Below are 16,681 nucleotides of genomic sequence, written 5' to 3' on the forward strand. Positions count from 1 at the left end.
TTATCTGACGCACCGCGTTCTGCTTGATTGGGGCCGCTGCGCAGCCCAACGCGGGACAAGCCCGCTCGCCACAACAAGCCCGCTCTCACATCTCTATCGAGTTGGATCAGTGGCGGAAGTGGCGCATGCCGGTGAAGACCATGGCGATGCCGGCTTCATCAGCGGCAGCGATGACTTCTGCATCGCGCATCGAACCACCCGGTTGGATCACGGCGGTAACACCGGCTTTCGCAGCGTTGTCCAGGCCGTCACGGAACGGGAAGAACGCATCGGAAGCCATCACCGAACCCACGACTTGCAAGCCAGCGTGTTCAGCCTTGATCGCGGCGATACGCGCCGAGTTCACGCGGCTCATCTGGCCGGCGCCGACACCGATGGTCTGGCGGTTCTTGGCGTAGACGATGGCGTTGGACTTAACGTACTTGGCCACTTTCCAGGCGAAGATCAGGTCGTTGATCTCTTGCTCGGTCGGTGCGCGCTTGGTCACGACTTTAAGGTCTTGGCTACCGATCATGCCGATGTCGCGGCTCTGTACCAGCAAGCCGCCATTGACGCGCTTGTAGTCCCAGGCAGCCGCACGCTCGGCCGACCACTCGCCGCAGGCCAGCAGGCGCACATTGGCTTTGGCGGCAACGATGGCGCGGGCTTCTTCGCTCACGCTTGGGGCGATGATCACTTCAACGAACTGACGCTCGACGATCGCCTTGGCGGTCTCGGCATCCAGTTCACGGTTGAAGGCGATGATGCCGCCGAACGCCGATTCGGTGTCGGTGGCATAGGCCAGCTCGTACGCCTGGCGGATACCGCCTTCAGCGTCCGGGCTCACGGCCACGCCGCACGGGTTGGCGTGCTTGACGATCACGCAGGCCGGCTTGACGAAGCTCTTCACGCATTCCAGCGCGGCGTCGGTGTCGGCCACGTTGTTGTAGGACAGCTCTTTGCCTTGCAGTTGGGTCGCGGTGGCGATGCCCACTTCAGCCGGCTTGGCTTCCACGTAGAACGCCGCGCTCTGGTGCGGGTTCTCGCCGTAGCGCATTTCCTGGGCCTTGATGAACTGGCTGTTGAAGGTACGCGGGAACTGGCTGCGGCCTTCGGTGGACAGTGTTTCAGCCGCCTGGTTAACAGTGCCCATGTAGTTGGCGATCATGCCGTCGTAGGCGGCGGTGTGTTCGAACGCCTTGAGCATCAGGTCGAAGCGCTGAGCGTAGGTCAGGCCACCGGCTTTCAGGCTTTCGAGCACGTTGGCGTAATCGCTGGCGTTTACCACGATGGCCACGTCTTTGTGGTTCTTGGCAGCCGAACGCACCATGGTCGGGCCACCGATATCGATGTTTTCGATGGCGGTGGGCAGGTCGCAGCCAGGCTTGGAGATCGTTGCTTCGAACGGGTAGAGGTTAACGGCCACCAGGTCGATCGGCTTGATGCCGTGCTCGGCCATGATCGCGTCGTCGGTGCCGCGACGGCCGAGGATGCCGCCGTGGATTTTCGGGTGCAGGGTCTTGACCCGACCGTCCATCATTTCTGCGAAACCGGTGTAGTCCGCCACTTCCACTGCGGCCACGCCGTTGTCCTGCAGCAGTTTGAAGGTCCCGCCCGTGGAGAGGATTTCCACGCCCAGGGCTTCCAGCTCCCGGGCAAATTCGAGGATCCCGGTCTTGTCGGAAACGCTGATCAAGGCGCGGCGGATCGGCAGGCGGGTAGTCTGGTCGGTCATTTCAATTTCCATCAAAAGCAAAGGAAGTCAGCAAAAAAGGCGACCGGTTTTACGCGGGCGCCTTTCTGGTTTGATTGAATGCTTACAGCAAATCGTATTGCTTGAGCTTTTTGCGCAAGGTGCCACGGTTGAGGCCCAGCAGCTCACTGGCTTTGGTCTGGTTGCCCTTGACGTAGTTCATCACGCTTTCGAGCAAGGGCGCCTCGACTTCGGAGAGCACCAGGTTGTACACGTCCGTGACGGAAGCGCCCTCAAGGTGGGCGAAATAATTGTGCAGCGCCTTCTCGACACTCCCGCGAAGGGTCTGGCCTTCTTCGCTCGGCGTGTTGAGGTGCTGTTTCAAATTGACGTTGTCGCTCACGGGTGTTGTTCCACTCACTAAAGTCTCGGTCATCATCGTCATGCGGCCACCCCCTCTCCGTCCCCTGTCCCCAGGCTCTTGTAACGCTCGCTGAAGAACTCACGAACGTTGGCGCACTGTGCTTCCGTATCATCCAAACGATTGAAGTGGGCGCGAAACTCCCTGGCGCCCGGCAAGGTTGCGAGATACCAGCCCACATGCTTTCGAGCAATGCGTACTCCCATCACGTCTCCATAGAAGGCGTGCAGGGCGGCCAGATGCTCTAGCAGAATACGTTCCACCTCGATCAGCTCCGGTGCCGGCAATACTTCGCCAGTACGCAGAAAATGCTCGATTTCACGAAAAATCCACGGCCGCCCCTGGGCAGCCCGGCCAATCAACAAACCATCGGCACCGGTCGCGTGCAGCACGCGCCGGGCTTTCTCGGCAGAGTCGATGTCGCCATTGGCAAACACCGGCATCGATACCGCCTGCTTGATCGCAGCGATGGTGTCGTACTCGGCTTCACCGGTGTAAAGGTCGGCGCGGGTGCGGCCATGCACTGCCAGCGCTGTAATGCCTGCCTGTTCAGCGATCTTTGCCACTGTCAGGCCGTTCTTGTTGTCCCGGTCCCAGCCGGTACGGATCTTCAGGGTGACCGGCACATCCACTGCGGCGACAACGGCCTGCAGGATCTCGGCAACCAATTGCTCATCTTTCAACAGCGCGGAGCCGGCGGCCTTGTTACAGACCTTCTTGGCCGGGCAGCCCATGTTGATGTCGATGATCTGCGCCCCCAACTCCACGTTGGCCCGGGCCGCATCCGCCAGCATCTGTGCATCGCCACCGGCGATCTGTACCGAGCGGGGCTCGGGATCACCTTCGTGGATCATGCGCATCCGCGATTTGCGGGTGTTCCACAAGCTCATGTCGCTGGTGACCATTTCCGAGACTACTAGACCCGCGCCCAAACGCTTGCATAGCTGACGAAAGGGCTGGTCGGTGACGCCCGCCATAGGGGCGAGGATCAAGCCGTTCTGCAATGTATATGGGCCGATGCGTACCGCCGACATAGGACTTCCCTGTTGTGGGGCCGGATCATTAGAGTTCGAAAAAGGGTTGGCATGATACCCGCTCTCGATGACTGGATAAAGGCTGAATTGGATAAAATCTGAACAGTTATTTCTTTATCGCCACAGGTTTGGTTGCGCAGGCGAAAGTCAATAACCTGCCGTCAAATCTCTATGCATGAAGCGATTCACTCGGGCGAGTGAAAGCTCAGGCTGTAATTCACGGCTTTGTTGCCCGGATCGAGGATATCCAGGGAAATATGGATCGGGGTTTGCGAGGGCATTTCGCTGACACCGGCCAGCTCACCGCTGAGGTATTCGGCGGGTTTGAAGCGACGACTGGCAATCAGGCTGCCGTTCATGTCGGCAAAACGCAGTTCAAGCAGCGGGAAGGGCTGGGAGAAGGTTGCGCGGTTATAGATGATCGCGTCCACCACCAGTGCCCCGGCGAAATCCGGGTGGCTGCGCACCACCAGGTTGCTGCTCTTGATGTGGGCGATATCGACCCGTGATGGCACGGTGCAGCCCAGTGTGGGGCACAGTTGCTGGAACCACGGGCGATAAGTGTCCTGGCGGGCCAGGTCGTCAAATTGATAGGCGATGTACTGGCCTGCAAGTCCGGCGGCGGCGATCAGTACCAGCAACAGCCAGATCAGGCGACGGCCCCAGCTCGACGGGCGTTTCTGCGCGTAGAGGTGCAGCGGGTCGTCTTCCAGGTCCAGCAGTTGGTCGTCTTGCACGCTCGTTTCGGCGCGCGAGCGCTTGCGACGCGGTTTGGGGCGTTCTTCGGGTTCTACGTCATCGGCCGATTGGGTCAGTGGCGTGAACGGCGGGTCGTCATCGTCCGGCGTTGAGCGCAGTGGCGGCTCATCGCCGAGGTCGTCGGTGTGCAACGACATGGACGGTTCGGTGCGCTGCTGGGTCGCAGGTACAGGCTCGTCTTCAGTGACGCGGATGCGTTCTTCAGGCGGCTCGCTGAACAGGCTTGCCGCCCACATTTCCTCTTCGGCCTTGACCGTGTCGCGGCTGGCGCTGAAGGACTCTTCCTTTTGGCGGCGGTCGGTGCCGGGCTGGCGACGGTCTGCACCGACAGGCAGCGTGTGCTGAATCTCGCGGCGTTCCAGTTTGGCCAGTTCTTCGTCCAGGTCCAGGTTGTCCAGGTCCAGCTCTTCGGCGGTCCACTGTTTCTGGCTGATGGCCCGTGGTGGCTCTGGCTCAACCGCAGCCGGCGGCTCGGGCGTGGTTGTGCCGGCCGCGCGCTGCTCCAGCAACTGACGAGCGGCATTGAACACTTGCAGGCACGAGCCGCAGCGCACCACGCCACGGGCCACGCTCAACTGAGCGTGGCTGACGCGAAAGCGCGATTGGCAATGCGGGCACTGGGTGACGAAACTGTCGGTCATGCGGCCATCCGATTCAGGCAAGCGCTCATTCTAGCGCCGACGACCGCTGATGCGTACCCAGCCATCGCGGTTGGCGATCGGATCCAGCTCGAAATCCTTCGCGTAGGCGGCAGCGACGTCTTCGCCTTGCTCGGCCAGGATGCCCGACAGCGCCAGGCGTCCGCCTGGCTTGACCAGGCTCGACAACTGCGGCGCCAGGGACACCAGCGGGCCGGCAAGAATATTCGCCACTAGCACATCGGCTTTTACTTGGGGCAGTTGCTCTGGCAAGTAAAGTGGGAATTTGCCTTCAGGAATGTTGTTGCGACCAGCGTTATCACGGGAGGCTTCCAGGGCCTGCACGTCGATATCGGTGCCCACGGCTTCCTTGGCGCCCAGCAACAGGGCGGCAATTGCCAGGATCCCCGAGCCGCAGCCGAAGTCCAGCACGTGGCTGTCGGTCAGGTCCTGGCCGTCCAGCCACTCCAGGCACAGCGCGGTCGTGGGGTGGGTGCCGGTGCCGAACGCCAGGCCTGGGTCGAGCAGCAGGTTGACCGCGTCCGGCTCGGGCGCGGCGTGCCAGCTTGGCACGATCCACAGGCGCTGGCCGAAACGCATCGGCTGGAAGTTGTCCATCCAGCTGCGTTCCCAGTCCTGGTCTTCGATGACTTCGCTGTGATGCTCTGGCAGCGGGCCGCCGGTGAGCAATTCCATATGGGCCAGCACGGCGGCAGCATCGGTGCCGTCTTCGAACAGGGCCAGCAAGTGGGTGTGGGACCACAGCGGCGTAGTGTTGAGTTCCGGTTCGAAGATCGGCTGGTCTTCGGCGTCCATGAAGGTCACCGAGACCGCGCCGACTTCGAGGAAAGCGTCTTCATAGGTTTCGGCTTGTTCTGGGCTGATGGCGAGACGGACTTGCAGCCAAGGCATGGCGGGCACCTTTGAAAAAATTGAATGTGCGACGGGGTGGGTCGCGAAAGGGCGCAAGTTTACGCGAGCCGGCGTAATAACACGACTGTGCTGGATGCGTTGAACAATCGGCATTGTACGTAGCGGACCCGTAGGAGCCGGCTTGCCGGCGAAAAACTCACAGGCACCGCGTTTCTTTCTGATGCCCCGCGCTATCGTTAACGATTTTCGCTGGCAAGCCGGCTCCTACACAGTAAGTGCTCTGAAACAACAAAGCCGCCCGGAGGCGGCTTTGTTGTTTCAGAGCACTTACTGGTTGGCCAGCTTGTGTTCCAGGTAGTGAATGTTCACACCACCTTCGCAGAAGCCTTCATCGCGGACCAGGTCCCGGTGCAACGGGATGTTGGTCTTGATGCCGTCGACCACGATTTCGTCCAGGGCGTTACGCATACGGGCCATGGCCTCGTCGCGGGTAGCGCCCCAGGTGATCAGCTTGCCGATCAGCGAGTCGTAGTTGGACGGAACCTTGTAGCCGCTGTACAAGTGCGAATCCACGCGTACGCCGTTGCCGCCGGGCGCGTGGAAATGCTTGACCAGGCCAGGGCTTGGGATAAAGGTTTTCGGGTCTTCGGCGTTGATGCGGCACTCCAGGGAGTGGCCGTGCATCTTCACGTCGTCCTGGGTGAAGGACAGCGGGTTGCCGGCGGCGATGCTGAGCATCTCCTTGACGATGTCGATACCGGTGACCATCTCCGACACAGGGTGCTCTACCTGCACACGAGTGTTCATCTCGATGAAGTAGAAACGACCGTTTTCGTAAAGGAACTCGAAAGTGCCCGCGCCACGGTAGTTGATGTCGATGCACGCCTTGACGCAACGAGCCAGTACTTCCTGACGCGCTTTTTCATCCAGGCCCGGTGCCGGAGCTTCTTCCAGAACCTTCTGGTGACGACGTTGCAGCGAGCAATCGCGGTCGCCCAGGTGGATGGCGTGGCCTTGGCCGTCGGACAGTACTTGCACTTCCACGTGACGTGGGTTGGTCAGGTACTTCTCCAGGTAGACCATCGGGTTGCCAAACCAGGCGCCCGCTTCGGAGCGAGTCTGCTTGGCCGCTTCGATCAGGTCTTCTTCCTTGTGCACCACGCGCATGCCGCGACCACCACCGCCACCGGCGGCCTTGATGATCACCGGGTAGCCGACTTCGCGACCAATGCGCAGAGCGGTTTCCTCGTCTTCCGGCAGCGGGCCGTCGGAACCTGGAACGGTTGGCACGCCGGCCGCGATCATCGCGTCCTTGGCAGAAACCTTGTCACCCATCAGGCGAATGGTTTCGGCTTTCGGGCCGATGAAGGCAAACCCGGACTTTTCCACCTGTTCGGCGAAATCGGCGTTTTCCGCGAGGAAGCCGTAGCCAGGGTGGATGCCATCAGCGCCGGTCACTTCCGCGGCCGCGATGATGTTCGAGACTTTCAGGTACGAGTTCGTGGCCAGTGGCGGGCCGATGCAGATGCTTTCGTCCGCCAGTTTCACGTGCATCAATTCGGTATCGGCCGTCGAGTAAACAGCGACGGTCTTGATGCCCTCTTCCTTACAGGCGCGCAGGATACGCAGCGCGATCTCGCCGCGGTTGGCGATCAGGACTTTTTGCAGTTTCTTCGCAGGTTTCAACATCGAAGGCGCTCCGCGGTTCAAACGATGGTGAACAGCGGCTGGTCGTACTCAACCGGCTGACCGTTTTCTACCAGGATGGATTCGATGACGCCGGCTTTTTCTGCAGTGATGTGGTTCATCATCTTCATCGCTTCAACGATGCAGATGGTGTCGCCCACTTTCACGGTTGCGCCGACTTCAACGAAGGCTGGCGAGGTCGGTGCCGGGGTGCGGTAGAAGGTACCGACCATTGGCGACTTGACCACGAAGCCGTTCAGCGCAGGAGCAGGTGCGGCGGCAGGTGCAGCGGCAGCAGCAGGTGCGGCGGCTGGAGCAGCAACCGGAGCGGGTGCTTGCATCTGTGGCGCGTAGAACTGCTGGGCTGGAGTCTTGCTGTGGCGGCTGATCCGTACGGACTCTTCGCCTTCCTTGATTTCCAGCTCGTCGATACCGGATTCTTCCAGCAGTTCGATCAGTTTCTTAACTTTACGGATATCCATGAATCATCAACTCCCAAGGGTCGGTCAGGGGCGCTTGGCCGGTTGTTCAAGTTGTTCCAGGGCGGCCTCCAGGGCCAGTCGGTAACCGCTGGCGCCAAGGCCGCAGATCACACCTACCGCAACGTCGGAGAAGTAGGAGTGATGGCGGAAAGCTTCGCGTTTGTGCACGTTCGACAAATGCACTTCGATGAATGGGATGCTCACCGCCAGCAACGCGTCACGTAATGCAACGCTTGTATGTGTAAAAGCGGCGGGATTGATCAGGATAAAGTCCACGCCTTCGCCACGCGCGGCATGGATGCGATCAATCAATTCGTACTCGGCATTGCTTTGCAGGTAGAGCAGATGGTGGCCGGCTTCACGGGCCCTGCGCTCCAGGTCGAGGTTGATCTGGTCCAGGGTGACTGCCCCGTAGACGCCCGGTTCACGGGTGCCAAGCAGGTTCAGGTTGGGTCCGTGAAGAACCAGTAAGGTCGCCATCGGCTGTTCCTTGTTATTGATGTGGGTACGGCAGAACCCGGCGACTATGCCGCAAAGCCTTTGTGACTGTCCAGTTCTATGCAGTAGGCAGCACGATTAGCGAGGATAGCGCGAAATTTGTGACTGTGAGGCCGGATTCGGTCAGTGTAGGAGCGAGCTTGCTCGCGAAAAACGTCAACGATAACGCGGGGCGTCTGGATTAAAGCGGTGCCTGCGCGTTCTTCGCGAGCAAGCTCGCTCGTACAGTGGATGTTCAGACGCGAAACGCCTGCACGGCAGTGTTGAGCTGCCCACCCAGCACCAGCAAGTGCTCACCCTGGCTGCGGCCCTGGCCGATTCGCAGCAAGTTATCCTCACCCAACTGGTGAATCCGCTCGCTGTTGTCGCGAATCTCACTGACGGCGCCACTCTGCTGTGCCGTCACATCGGCGATGCGCACGGCGGTGTCGGAAATGGTCTGGATAGCCCCGACGATTTCATCCAGCGCGCCGTCCGCCGCCTGGGCTTGCTGGGCAGTGGCCTCAGCGTGTTCGACCTGGGCGCGCATGCCTTGCACCGATTGATGGGCGGCGCTTTGCAGGCCGGCGATCAGGGTCTGGATCTCTGCGGTGGCGCCTGCGGTGCGCTGGGCCAGGGAGCGGACTTCGTCGGCGACCACGGCAAAGCCACGGCCGGCTTCACCTGCGCGAGCGGCCTCGATGGCGGCGTTGAGGGCGAGCAGGTTGGTCTGGTCGGCAATCGAGCGGATCACCGTCAGCACGCCACCGATGGTGGCGGATTCTTCGGCGAGTTTTTCGATCATCTGCGCATTCTGCTGCACTTCGCCCACCAGGGCATGCAGCCCGGTCAGACTCAGGCCGATCACGCGTTGACCCTGTTCCACCGCCTGGCCAGCACTGCGGCTGGCGCCCGCCGCCTGGCTGGCATCACCCGCGACTTGCTGGATGGTCGCTTCCAGCTCACCCAGCGAATCACGGATTTGCGCGGTATCTCCCGCCTGGCGTTCGGCGCCGTCGTGCAGGCCGCTGCTTAATTCGGCCAGTGCGCGGCTACTGCCGGCGACTTCCTCGGCATTACCGCGAATCGTACCCACCAAATCCACCAGATAGGCGCGCAGCCGGTTCAAGGAGGCTTCAATGTCGTGCAACTCGCGATTGGTCTTGCCCAGGGCAATCGGCTGGCTGAAATCGCCCTCGGCCCAGGTCGACAGGGCCGGTGCCAGGTTGGTCAGCACCCGTGCCAGGCGGCGTTGCAGGGTGTCGATCAGCAGTGCGATCAGCAGGATCAGGCCTATCATCACGCCTTGCATCAGGCGCACTTCGCCCTGGATCTTGCCGTGCTGCGCGCGCACCACCGGTTCCAGGCCGGCAATGGCTTGTTGCACGGTGTCGATTTTATGGTGGGTCTTGGCGGCCAGGTCGGTGCGCTGCTGGATCTGTTCGCGGGTGCGCTTGAGTTCGGCGGGGTAGCGGGTGAGCAGGCTGTTGAGTTCACGCTTGAGATCGACGCCGGTGTCCTGGGCTTCGGTTTTCTCGGCGTTCTCCAGGCCCATCAGTGCGGAAAAGTCGTCGGCGCTGGATTCGGCGCTGGCCTTCACGCCGAGCAATGGCAGTTGTTCCAGCACATCGGCTTGGCTGCGGATGTTGCTGACTTCGCGCTCCACATCATCGGCCAGTTCCGCGCGCCCGCTGCTCACCAGTTTGTCGCGGGCCAGGGACAGTTTGCCCAGGTGCTGCGACGCAGCCAGCAAAGGCGGCAGATAGCGGACGGCGTCAGGAGTATTCACGCCGATGGCGTACTGACTCAGTTGCTCCAGGTTCGCACCTAATTCACGCTCGGCCTGCAGCAACAAGGCTTGCGGGTCGCCGGCCAGCTTGCCGGCCGCCAGCAGGTCAGTCTTGCTGAACGCATCGAGGTCCACCAGGCTCGGGCGCAGGTTTTGCGCGAGGTCCGCCGGCAACTCATCCAGATGCTGCAACAGGTTTTCCAGGCTCTGGCTGGCGCTGCTCAAGCGCAGGGCGTCGCCGCTGGCGAGGTACTCGTCGATATTACGCGCCGCTTGGTTCTGGAAAGTCTGGGACAAGCCCAGGTAGCGTTCCATCAGCAAATACGGCCGTTCCAGCGCGCGCTGCGACCACCACAGGGTCGCGCCCAGCGCCAGGCACACGGCCACAAGAAGAAGGGTATTGAGATTGGTCAGCAGCTTCAGGCGCATGCGTGGTTTCAACCGACAGCAAAAGATAAGTGCCTGAAGTTATTGCGTTTTCATTACAGGGTTATGACCGAATCAGTGGATTCTGGTGAAAAGGTGGCACTTTGCTTTGACGTGCGCGCAGCTTGCACGCGGTTGCGTCCCGCATCCTTGGCGCGGTACAGCGCCTCGTCGGCCTGAGCCGCCATCATCAGGCTGTCGGAACCGTCGCACAGCTCCACCAACCCGGCGCTGAAGGTGCACCACAAATCCTGGGGTTGGGCGGGGTAGTGGATTTCGGCAAAGCGTCCACGAATCTCATCCAGCACCCGGCACGCGGATTCCAGGTCGGTGTCGGGCATGACGATGGCGAACTCTTCGCCGCCGTAGCGGCCGATATAGTCGGTCTTGCGCAGGCGCTGCTTGAGAAACAGCGCCAGGCTCTTGATCACACGATCGCCCATGGGGTGGCCGTGGCTGTCGTTGACCCGCTTGAAGTGGTCGATATCGAGCATGGCGAAGCTCAACGGCTTGTTCTCGCGGCGCGCGCGGAAGCTGCAGTCTTCGAGCAATTGCAGGATGTGGGTGTGGTTGTACAGGCCGGTCAGGCTGTCGCGCACCATCCGCGCCTTGAGGTTGCGCGCACGCGCCGCGCGGTTGCGCACGGTGGTGATCAGGTGGCGCGGCTTGATCGGCTTGGTGAGGAAGTCGTCGCCGCCTTCGCTCATGGCGTCCAGTTGCTTGTCCAGGTCGTCCTCGGCCGACAGGTAAATGATCGGCACGCTCACATAACGGTCGTTATGGCGGATGACCTTGGCCAGTTCGGTACCGGTACAGGCCGGCATATACATGTCGAGGATGATCAGGTCGGGTTGGAAATCCGCCAGCTCGGCCATGGCTTGAATCGGCTCGATCAGCGTGCGCGTGACGATGCCGGCGCTGTTGAGCAGGCGCTCGGTGTGCAGCGCCTGGGCCCGCGAGTCGTCGATGATCAGCACTTTATAGGGCTCGTACTGGGCGACGCAGGTCAGTACCTCGATCTTCTCCAGCAGGCTGGAAGCTTCCAGGGTGCCGGTGAGGAATTCCTGGCCGCCGGCGCGTACGGCCGCGAGGCGGGTCGGGGTGTCGGTTTCGTGCAGGCTGAAAAACAGCAGCGGCAACTTTTGCTCCAGGCCTTCCTGGGCTTCGGCGGCGAGCTTGAGGCCCAGGCCGGCGCCGCAGAAATCCACGTCCATCACAATGGCCGAGGGCAAGCGCTCGGCCATCGATGCGCGAAACGCCGCCACGCTGTCCAGGGATTGGGCGCTCATGCCAAAGAATTCCAGTTGCTTGGCCAGGCGCTCGGCGCGGTCGTGATCGGCCAGCATCACGTAGATCGGCTTGCGCATGGGCGGCAGGAAAGTCTGTTCGAGCTGGTCGCCCTGGCGCAGGCCGGTACGGGACAGGCGCTGCATCAAGCGGTTGAGTTCGGTGATCAGGTGGCTGCTCAGTCGGCCCCGGTTCTCGTCCACCGCTCTGAGGGAGTCGCCGATGTGTCGCGCCAACTGGCTGTGTTCCGGCTGTTCGAAGCGCTCGGCAAAACGCAGCAGGCGCAAGTTGGCCTCGCTGAGTTCGGAGAGGTCGGCGCCGGACCATTCGGTGCGTTGCAGGCGCTGCCAGATCTCAAGAATTTGACGTGCCTGATGAATTACCCGCTGGGCAAAATGCTGCTTGAGACGCTCACGGCTGGGGTCTTCTGGCTCGGTCATATCCTGACTACTAGTTAGGGTGCATGCTGAGGTCGACTGATGGCTCTATGCTAGCACCTCTTTTCAATAGGATGAGTGTCATACGTCAATAAACTGTGTCTCAGTAGTATTCAGTTGCTGACTGGGTGGTCGCGCACGGTAAAAAGCCCCGCACGGGCGGGCACGATGCGGTAGGGTTGTGGTCGGAGTGTTTGAACGTACGCCCTGAACTCAAGTGATTGAAAGGATATCGCCATGCTGGACTGGAAAAACCGTGCAGGCAGCGCCAAAGGCCCCGCGCCTGAGCCCAAGTCGGCCAACCGCGGCTATTTTCGTACCGTGCTGATGAGCCGCGCCGTGCTCACCGTGCTCGGCCTGTACCTGTTGGTCACCGGCGCCCTGGGCTGGTACTGGAGCGAAGAGCCGGCGCTGTTTCCGGTGCAGCAGAATGCCCAGCTGGCCGCTGAGAAGGAAGGCAAGCAGATGGTGGTGGGCTACACCACGGTCGAAACCCTCAAGACCGTGGTCGGCACCTTGCTGAACAAGCCCGGTGGCTATATTTCCAACGACCGCTTCCCGCCAGGCTTGTGGATGGACAACATGCCGAGCTGGGAATACGGCGTGCTGGTGCAGGTGCGCGACCTGACCCGCGCCCTGCGCAAAGACTTCGCCCGCTCGCAGTCGCAGTCAGCCGAAGACGCGGATCTGGCCAAGGCCGAGCCGCGCTTCAACTTCGACAACAAGAGCTGGGTGCTGCCGTCCAGTGAGTCGGAGTACCAGGAAGGCATCAATTCCCTGAGCCGCTACGAAGCACGCCTGTCCGACCCGAACCAGCGCGGCGCGCTGTTCTATGCACGTGCCGACAACCTGAACAACTGGCTGGGCGACGTCGCCACTCGCCTGGGCTCGCTGTCGCAACGCCTGTCGGCCAGCGTCGGCCGGGTGAAACTGAACACCGCACTGAAAACCGAAGCCTTGGCGCCGGGTGAAGTGCCGCAGGTCGATGAAGAAGTGGTGGAAACCCCATGGATGCAGATCGACAACGTGTTCTACGAAGCCCGTGGCCAGGCCTGGGCCTTGTCACACTTGCTTCGCGCCATCGAAGTCGACTTTGCCGACGTGCTGGCCAAGAAGAACGCCACGGTCAGCGTGCGCCAGATCATTCGTGAGCTGGAAGCGTCGCAAGAGCCTGTGTGGAGCCCGATGATCCTCAATGGCAGTGGTTTTGGCGTTCTGGCCAACCACTCGTTGGTCATGGCTAACTACATTTCCCGGGCCAACGCTGCAGTGATCGACTTGCGTCAGCTCCTCAATCAGGGTTGATGATGGACGCTACCCAAATGGAGGCCGCCCACCGCGCGGCTTCCGATGCCGAACTGATCTGCTGGGTCGACGAGCAGGACAACCTGCTCGGTCACCTCGTCAGGTCCGACCTTCGCCAGCGCGGCCTGATCGGCCGTTGCACCTTCATATTCCTGTTCAATTCCAAGGGTGAGCTGTGTGTGCATCGGCGCACCCTGAGCAAAGCCTTGTACCCCGGTTTCTGGGACACGGCGGCGGGTGGGATGGTGGCGGCGGGAGAGTCGTATGCCGTGTCGGCGGCGCGCGAGTTGGAGGAGGAGCTGGGTGTTGGTGGAGTGGAATTGGTCGAACATGACCATTTCTACTTCGAGGATGGCGACAGTCGGCTCTGGTGCACCTCCTACTCTGCCGTTTGGGACGGGCCGTTGCGTTTGCAGCCGGAAGAAGTCATGGAAGCGCGCTTTTTACCCCTTGAAACGGTCCTGCAGGAGGCTGGGCAAAAGCCTTACTGCCCGGATGCCCAGGAAGGGTTGCGTCGTTATCTGGCCTTGCGTCGCTAAAGTTGCATAAATTGGCGCCATTTGGCTCTTAGCAAGTCGGCTTTTTGTGGTTACACTGCGCGACTTTTCACCCGAACCACCATTGTTTCACCCCGGAATCACTGTAGGAGCGAGCTTGCTCGCGAAAAACGCAAGAGCGATGTGGACATCCTGAATGCCCGTGTCATCGTTGGCGATCTTCGCGAGCAAGCTCGCTCCTACAGGTAGGGTTGACCTTGGCGGTTCGGTAGCGCTGCCCCTGCCTGAGTGGGGCTTCGCGGTCGGTTCACCGCTTTGCGGGTGCCGATCAGTCTTCATCCTCCCAAGAGGATTGCCGGTGGCCAAAAAAGCCGCATCCTTCGCCGCCCTTGGTGGCCTGGTATTTTCCACCGATGCAGGTCGACACTGCCCGGACTGTCGCCAGCCCGTGGATTCGTGTACCTGCAAACAGACCCTGATCCCTGAAGGCGACGGTATTGCCCGCGTACGCCGCGAGAGCAAAGGCCGTGGCGGCAAGACGGTGACCACCATCACCGGTGTGCCGTTGGCCGAAGAGGCCCTGAAGGAACTGGCCACCACGCTGAAAAAGCGCTGTGGCACCGGAGGCGCGTTGAAAGACGGCGTCATCGAGATTCAGGGCGATCACGTCGAGTTGCTGTTGGCCGAGCTGATCAAGCTCGGGTACAAGGCCAAGAAGTCCGGCGGCTGAAAGCCTCTTCCCGACCTGTGTCTAAACTCTGTCCTGCGCGTGGGGTCCTACCTTGCACGCAGGCAAATCGTCATTTTCATTCTTTAGACTGCGCCAGCCTCTGATAGGGGCGGTGCCTTCGACTTCATTTATAGGGGACTTCGATGTCCGTACGACGCACACGCAAAGACGATGGCAGCCAATGGACAGTTGCGGACAGCCGCAGTGTTTACGGGATTCGCCATTGGGGGGCCGGGTATTTCGCGATCAATGAAGCCGGTCGCGTAGAAGTCCGTCCGAACGGCCCGAACAGCACGCCGGTCGACCTGTACGAACAAGTCGACGAGTTGCGTAAGAGCGGCCTGTCGTTGCCGCTGCTGGTGCGCTTCCCTGACATTCTGCAAGACCGCGTACGCCAACTGACCGGCGCCTTCGATGCGAACATCGAACGCCTGGAATACCAGAGCAAGTACACCGCGCTGTACCCGATCAAGGTGAACCAGCAGGAAGCGGTGATCGAGAACATCATCGCCACCCAGAACGTGTCCATCGGCCTGGAAGCCGGCTCCAAGCCTGAGCTGCTGGCCGTGTTGGCCCTGGCGCCGAAGGGCGGCACCATCGTCTGCAACGGTTACAAGGACCGTGAGTTCATCCGCCTCGCGCTGATGGGCCAGAAGCTCGGCCACAACGTGTTCATCGTGATCGAGAAAGAATCCGAAGTTGAACTGGTGATCGAAGAGGCCGCCAGCCTCAAGGTCAAGCCACAGGTCGGCCTGCGCGTGCGTTTGTCGTCGCTGGCATCGAGCAAGTGGGCGGACACCGGCGGCGAAAAATCCAAGTTCGGTTTGTCGGCGGCGCAACTGCTGTCGGTGGTCGAGCGCTTCCGCGCGGCGGGCCTGGACCAGGGCATCCGCCTGCTGCACTTCCACATGGGCTCGCAGATCGCCAACCTGGCCGACTACCAGCACGGTTTCAAGGAAGCCATCCGTTATTACGGCGAGCTGCGCAACCTTGGCCTGCCGGTGGACCACATCGACGTCGGCGGTGGCCTGGGCGTGGACTACGACGGCACGCACTCGCGTAACGCCAGCTCCATCAACTACGACATGGACGACTACGCCGGCGTGGTCGTGGGTATGCTCAAGGAATTCTGCGACGCGCAGAGCCTGCCGCACCCGAACATCTTCTCCGAAAGCGGCCGTTCCCTGACCGCCCACCACGCCATGCTGGTGGTGCAGGTGACCGACGTCGAGAAACACAACGACGAAATCCCGACCATCGAGAACAAGGAAGCCCTGCCCGAAACCGTGCAATGGCTGGTGGACCTGTTGGGTCCGACCGACATCGAGATGGTCACCGAAACCTACTGGCGCGCCACCCACTACATGAGCGACGTGGCCACCCAGTACGCCGATGGCAAGCTGACCTTGGCCGAGAAAGCCCTGGCCGAACAGTGCTATTTCGCCGTGTGCCGCCGCCTGCACAACTCGTTGAAAGCCCGTCAGCGCTCGCACCGCCAGGTGCTGGACGAACTCAACGACAAGCTGGCCGACAAGTACATCTGCAACTTCTCGGTGTTCCAGAGCCTGCCGGACACCTGGGCCATCGGCCAGGTATTGCCAATCCTGCCGCTGCACCGCCTCGACGAAGAGCCGCTGCGCCGTGCGGTATTGCAGGATCTGACCTGTGACTCCGACGGCAAGATCAAACAATACGTCGACGAGCAGTCCATCGAGACCAGCCTGCCGGTGCACGCCTTGAACGAAGGCGAGGACTACTTGCTGGGGATCTTCCTGGTCGGTGCTTACCAGGAAATCCTGGGTGACATGCACAACCTGTTCGGTGACACCGACTCGGTGAACATCTACCAGCGTGAAGACGGTTCGGTGTACAGCGCCGGTATCGAGACCCATGACACCATCGAGGACATGCTGCGTTATGTGCACTTGTCGCCGGAGGAGTTGATGACGCATTACCGTGACAAGTGTGCGAGCGCGAAGATCAGTGCGTCGGAGCGTACCCAGTTCCTGGATGCGCTGCGTTTGGGCCTGACGCGCTCTTCGTACCTGTCCTCCTGATTCCCCTGTAGGAGCGAGCTTGCTCGCGAAGAACGTTAACGATAACGCGGGCAGCCAGAATGCCCGCGTCGCCTGCGGGTTTTTCGCGAGCAAGCTCGCTCCTACAGTGAG

General features: G+C 61.2%; 14 protein-coding genes. 4 read left to right on the forward strand and 10 right to left on the reverse strand.

Features of this window, described 5'->3' with window-relative positions:
- Positions 1-106: 106 nt before the first annotated feature.
- From purH to CI807_RS09825, 10 genes are all read right to left on the reverse strand, one after another.
- Entirely contained in the window at positions 107-1,714 is a 1,608-nt protein-coding gene (gene purH, locus CI807_RS09780; RefSeq protein WP_095014529.1) for a bifunctional phosphoribosylaminoimidazolecarboxamide formyltransferase/IMP cyclohydrolase, read from the reverse strand.
- A gap of 82 nt (positions 1,715-1,796) precedes the next feature.
- Complete coding sequence (gene fis / locus CI807_RS09785; protein ID WP_002555375.1) at positions 1,797-2,117, reverse strand: DNA-binding transcriptional regulator Fis; 321 nt, start codon at positions 2,115-2,117, stop codon at positions 1,797-1,799.
- A complete protein-coding gene (dusB, locus tag CI807_RS09790; protein WP_016976994.1) occupies positions 2,114-3,127 on the reverse strand; it encodes a tRNA dihydrouridine synthase DusB in 1,014 nt (337 codons plus the stop codon). Before dusB ends, fis begins: the two co-directional genes overlap by 4 nt.
- Before the next feature lie 185 nt (positions 3,128-3,312).
- Positions 3,313-4,527, reverse strand: coding sequence for a DUF3426 domain-containing protein (locus tag CI807_RS09795; RefSeq protein WP_095014530.1), 1,215 nt, complete (start codon positions 4,525-4,527; stop codon positions 3,313-3,315).
- A 30-nt stretch (positions 4,528-4,557) separates the two neighbouring features.
- Positions 4,558-5,436 (reverse strand): 50S ribosomal protein L11 methyltransferase, encoded by an 879-nt coding sequence (gene prmA, locus CI807_RS09800; RefSeq protein WP_095014531.1) that lies wholly within the window; start codon positions 5,434-5,436, stop codon positions 4,558-4,560.
- A gap of 288 nt (positions 5,437-5,724) precedes the next feature.
- On the reverse strand, positions 5,725-7,086 hold the full coding sequence (accC, locus tag CI807_RS09805; RefSeq protein WP_010213490.1) for an acetyl-CoA carboxylase biotin carboxylase subunit: 1,362 nt from the start codon (positions 7,084-7,086) through the stop codon (positions 5,725-5,727).
- Positions 7,087-7,103: 17 nt separating this feature from the next.
- Complete coding sequence (accB, locus tag CI807_RS09810; protein WP_095014532.1) at positions 7,104-7,565, reverse strand: acetyl-CoA carboxylase biotin carboxyl carrier protein; 462 nt, start codon at positions 7,563-7,565, stop codon at positions 7,104-7,106.
- Between the two features lie 24 nt (positions 7,566-7,589).
- Entirely contained in the window at positions 7,590-8,045 is a 456-nt protein-coding gene (aroQ, locus tag CI807_RS09815) for a type II 3-dehydroquinate dehydratase (RefSeq protein ID WP_010213488.1), read from the reverse strand.
- 253 nt (positions 8,046-8,298) lie between these two features.
- Positions 8,299-10,260: a methyl-accepting chemotaxis protein gene (locus CI807_RS09820; protein ID WP_095014533.1), complete on the reverse strand. Its 1,962-nt coding sequence runs from the start codon at positions 10,258-10,260 to the stop codon at positions 8,299-8,301.
- Positions 10,261-10,313: 53 nt separating this feature from the next.
- Positions 10,314-11,984: a PleD family two-component system response regulator gene (locus CI807_RS09825; RefSeq protein ID WP_095014534.1), complete on the reverse strand. Its 1,671-nt coding sequence runs from the start codon at positions 11,982-11,984 to the stop codon at positions 10,314-10,316.
- Between the two features lie 234 nt (positions 11,985-12,218).
- Here CI807_RS09825 and CI807_RS09830 point away from each other — a divergent pair, with 234 nt between their 5' ends.
- The 4 genes from CI807_RS09830 to speA all read left to right on the forward strand — a co-directional run bounded on the left by CI807_RS09830 (position 12,219) and on the right by speA (position 16,570).
- Positions 12,219-13,286 carry a DUF2333 family protein gene (locus CI807_RS09830; RefSeq protein ID WP_095014535.1) on the forward strand — a complete coding sequence of 356 codons (1,068 nt, stop codon included), beginning with the start codon at positions 12,219-12,221 and terminating at the stop codon, positions 13,284-13,286.
- Between the two features lie 2 nt (positions 13,287-13,288).
- Positions 13,289-13,825, forward strand: a complete 537-nt coding sequence (locus tag CI807_RS09835; RefSeq protein WP_095014536.1) for an NUDIX hydrolase — start codon at positions 13,289-13,291, stop codon at positions 13,823-13,825.
- Positions 13,826-14,141: 316 nt separating this feature from the next.
- Entirely contained in the window at positions 14,142-14,513 is a 372-nt protein-coding gene (locus tag CI807_RS09840; protein WP_012722004.1) for a translation initiation factor Sui1, read from the forward strand.
- 143 nt (positions 14,514-14,656) lie between these two features.
- On the forward strand, positions 14,657-16,570 hold the full coding sequence (speA, locus tag CI807_RS09845; protein WP_095014537.1) for an arginine decarboxylase: 1,914 nt from the start codon (positions 14,657-14,659) through the stop codon (positions 16,568-16,570).
- Positions 16,571-16,681 lie beyond the last annotated feature (111 nt).

The organism is Pseudomonas sp. NS1(2017), from assembly GCF_002269425.1.
Taxonomy (GTDB): domain Bacteria; phylum Pseudomonadota; class Gammaproteobacteria; order Pseudomonadales; family Pseudomonadaceae; genus Aquipseudomonas; species Aquipseudomonas reactans.